This is a genomic window from Micromonospora maritima (assembly GCF_902825405.1).
GTDB classification, from domain to species: domain Bacteria; phylum Actinomycetota; class Actinomycetes; order Mycobacteriales; family Micromonosporaceae; genus Micromonospora; species Micromonospora maritima.
The window spans coordinates 1-2,512 of sequence record NZ_CADEAU010000657.1 but is presented as its reverse complement, the minus strand read 5'-3'; the positions used below and the strand labels follow the sequence as shown (position 1 = coordinate 2,512).

At 76.4% G+C, this 2,512-nt stretch carries 3 protein-coding genes; all 3 read left to right on the top strand.

The annotated features are described in order from the left end of the window. On the top strand, positions 1 to 612 hold a 612-nt coding region (locus tag HUW36_RS30660), incomplete at its 5' end, for an FAD-dependent oxidoreductase (RefSeq protein ID WP_174531276.1). A 63-nt stretch (positions 613 to 675) separates the two neighbouring features. Continuing rightward, positions 676 to 1,815 carry a hypothetical protein gene (locus HUW36_RS30655; RefSeq protein ID WP_174531275.1) on the top strand — a complete coding sequence of 380 codons (1,140 nt, stop codon included), beginning with the start codon at positions 676 to 678 and terminating at the stop codon, positions 1,813 to 1,815. Positions 1,816 to 1,994: 179 nt separating this feature from the next. After that, on the top strand, positions 1,995 to 2,435 hold the full coding sequence (locus tag HUW36_RS30650; protein ID WP_174531274.1) for an HNH endonuclease: 441 nt from the start codon (positions 1,995 to 1,997) through the stop codon (positions 2,433 to 2,435). Positions 2,436 to 2,512: the final 77 nt, after the last annotated feature.

Below are 2,512 nucleotides of genomic sequence, written 5' to 3'. Positions count from 1 at the left end.
CTCGTCGACGCCTCCCCCGGCCTGGCCGCCGCCGCGCCCGAGCTGGTGGCGCGGATGCCCGCGTTCGGCCGGCCCGGCCCCCCGTACGCGGTGGCGCGCTACTGGATGGACGGGGACGTGCGCCCGGACCGGGCGGTGTTCAGCGGGGTCTCCCGGCAGCCCACGCTGGACTCGGTGACGCTCTACCACCGGTTGGAGTCCGAGCCGCGCCGCTGGGCGGAGCGCACCGGCGGTTCGGTGGTGGAGCTGCACGCGTACGCCTGCGAGCCGGACGTGCCGGCCGACGAGCTGGCCGCGCGGATGCTGCGGGAGCTGACCACGCTCTGGCCGGAGGTGGCCGACCTGCGGGTACGCGAGCTGCGCGCCCGGGTCGAGGCGCAGGCCCCGGCGTTCACCCCGGGCAGCCACGCCGGGCGGCCCGGCGTACGCACCGACGCGCCGGGGCTCTACCTGGCCGGCGACGGGATCCGGACCGAGTTCCCGAGCGCGCTGATGGAGCGTTCGGCGGCCACCGGGATCGTCGCCGCCAACCACATCCTGCGCGCCGAGGGGGCGGCTGCCGAGCCGGTCCGCTCGATCCGGCCGCGGGGCCTGCTGGCGGGTCGCGCCTGACCGAAACCTCCTAAATCGGACACGATCTGCACTACGCTCGACCGCGACACGGGAGGTCGGGCGGTGAGCACCGCGACGCGGTCGGGGGACCGGCCGGACGAGAGCCGCGCGACGCGCGACGAACGGACGGCCGTCGTCACCGCGCTGCGGCTCGGCTGGTCCATGGCGGACGCCTACCACCACGCGCAGACCGCCGAGCTGTCCGAGCGCGCGGACCGGCCGGCGACCGCGCCCGCGAAGCTGTCCAACCTGACCGAGATGCCGGGCCGGCACCGGCTCGGCATGTACCTCGACGGGGTGGACGTGGCGCTGACCGAGATCGCCCCGGCCACCCCGGCGGGTCGCCCCACCCCGTCGACCGCCGCCGCCCGGCGGGCCACCGGGGCCGCCCGGGAGCCGCTTCTGCTCGCCCTCGACGAGCTGAACGTCGAGGTGCTGCGCTGGACGATGGCAACCAACCACCGGGTCGGGGTGGCGTACCGGCTCGGTCGGTCGCTCGCCGACACCGTCCGGCGCGGCGAGGCCGCCGAGCTGGCCCGCCGCTTCGGCGGACGACACGTCCAGATCAGCAGGTGGCTCGACGAGTTGGCAAGCGTGCTGCCTCCGTACTCGGCGGCGGTGGTGCGGCGGTCACTGGCCGCCTGGGCCACCGCGGTCGGCCGGGCCACCGTCGGCGACCCCGGCGAGGCCGGACTCGCGGAACTGGCCCGCGAGCTGCGCAACCAGGGTGACCTGTGGCAGGACGTGCTCACCGGCGGTCTGCACCCGCGCGACCTGCTGGACGAGGAGAACTGGGCGGTCGTGGCACGCAACCTCGTCATCCGGGACCGCAGGCTCGTGGCGCAGGCGGCCCGGGGCATCTTCTGGCCGGTGCTCGCGCCGCTGCTGGTGGTCCTCGTGGCGGTGGTCGGGGTCAGCGCCGCCGCGGCGGCCGGCTCCCCCGCGACCCGGGCGGCGGTGGCGCTCGTCGGTCTCGGCGCCGGCTGCACCGCGATCTGGCGCTCGGTCTCCACCCCGGCGATGTCGGTGGCCGCCGAGGTGAACCGGCCGCTGCTGGAGAGCGAGCTGGTGGCGCAGATGAGCGCCCGGATCGCCCGCCCGCTCGCCGCCGCCCGGGCCGCCGGGCGGGCCGGACGCCAGCGACCGCCGTCCGACGGCGGATCGAAATACGTTGCCCGCGTTTCCCGGGTCGATCTACCGTGATCGCGCAAGGTCAACCACCGCTCCGGGAGCCTTCCATGTCGCTGCGACCCGCCACCACGACGCCGTCGTGGCGCTCCGGCGACGGCTGCCGGGAACACGGTCCCTGGCCCGGAAGGCACGACTGACGCGCGTCGCGCGTCCCGTCGTCGCCGCACCACCGATCGTGAAGGGAGAGCCCGGTGGACGCCGTCCTCGTCATCAACGCCGACCTCGGCCCGCTGCACCGGGTCACCGTCAAGCACGCGATCCGGATGCTCTGCCGCCGGGTCGCCGAGATCCACGAGGCCGAGCCGGACCGGGTGATCGGCGTCTTCCCGCTGCCGCGGGTGGTCCGCCTGGTCCGGTACGTGGTGACCCGCTGGCGGTTCACCGCCGGCCCGGCCTGGTCCCGGGCCGGGGTGCTCGGCCGCGACGGCCGGCGGTGCGCCTACTGCGACGGCCCGGCCAGCACGATCGACCACATCCTGCCCCGTTCGCGCGGTGGCCGGAACACCTGGGGGAACACCACCGCCGCCTGCTACGGCTGCAACCAGCGCAAGGGCGACCGGACCCCGGCCGAGGCGGGCATGCCGCTGCGGCGGGAGCCGGTGACGCCGAGCTGGGCCGCACTGGCGCGGTGACGGACGGCCGGCGGGCACAGGGGGCGGTGTCGGGGGACTCTCCCGGCGCGGCGCCCGCCGGCCCCACCGTCACCGGT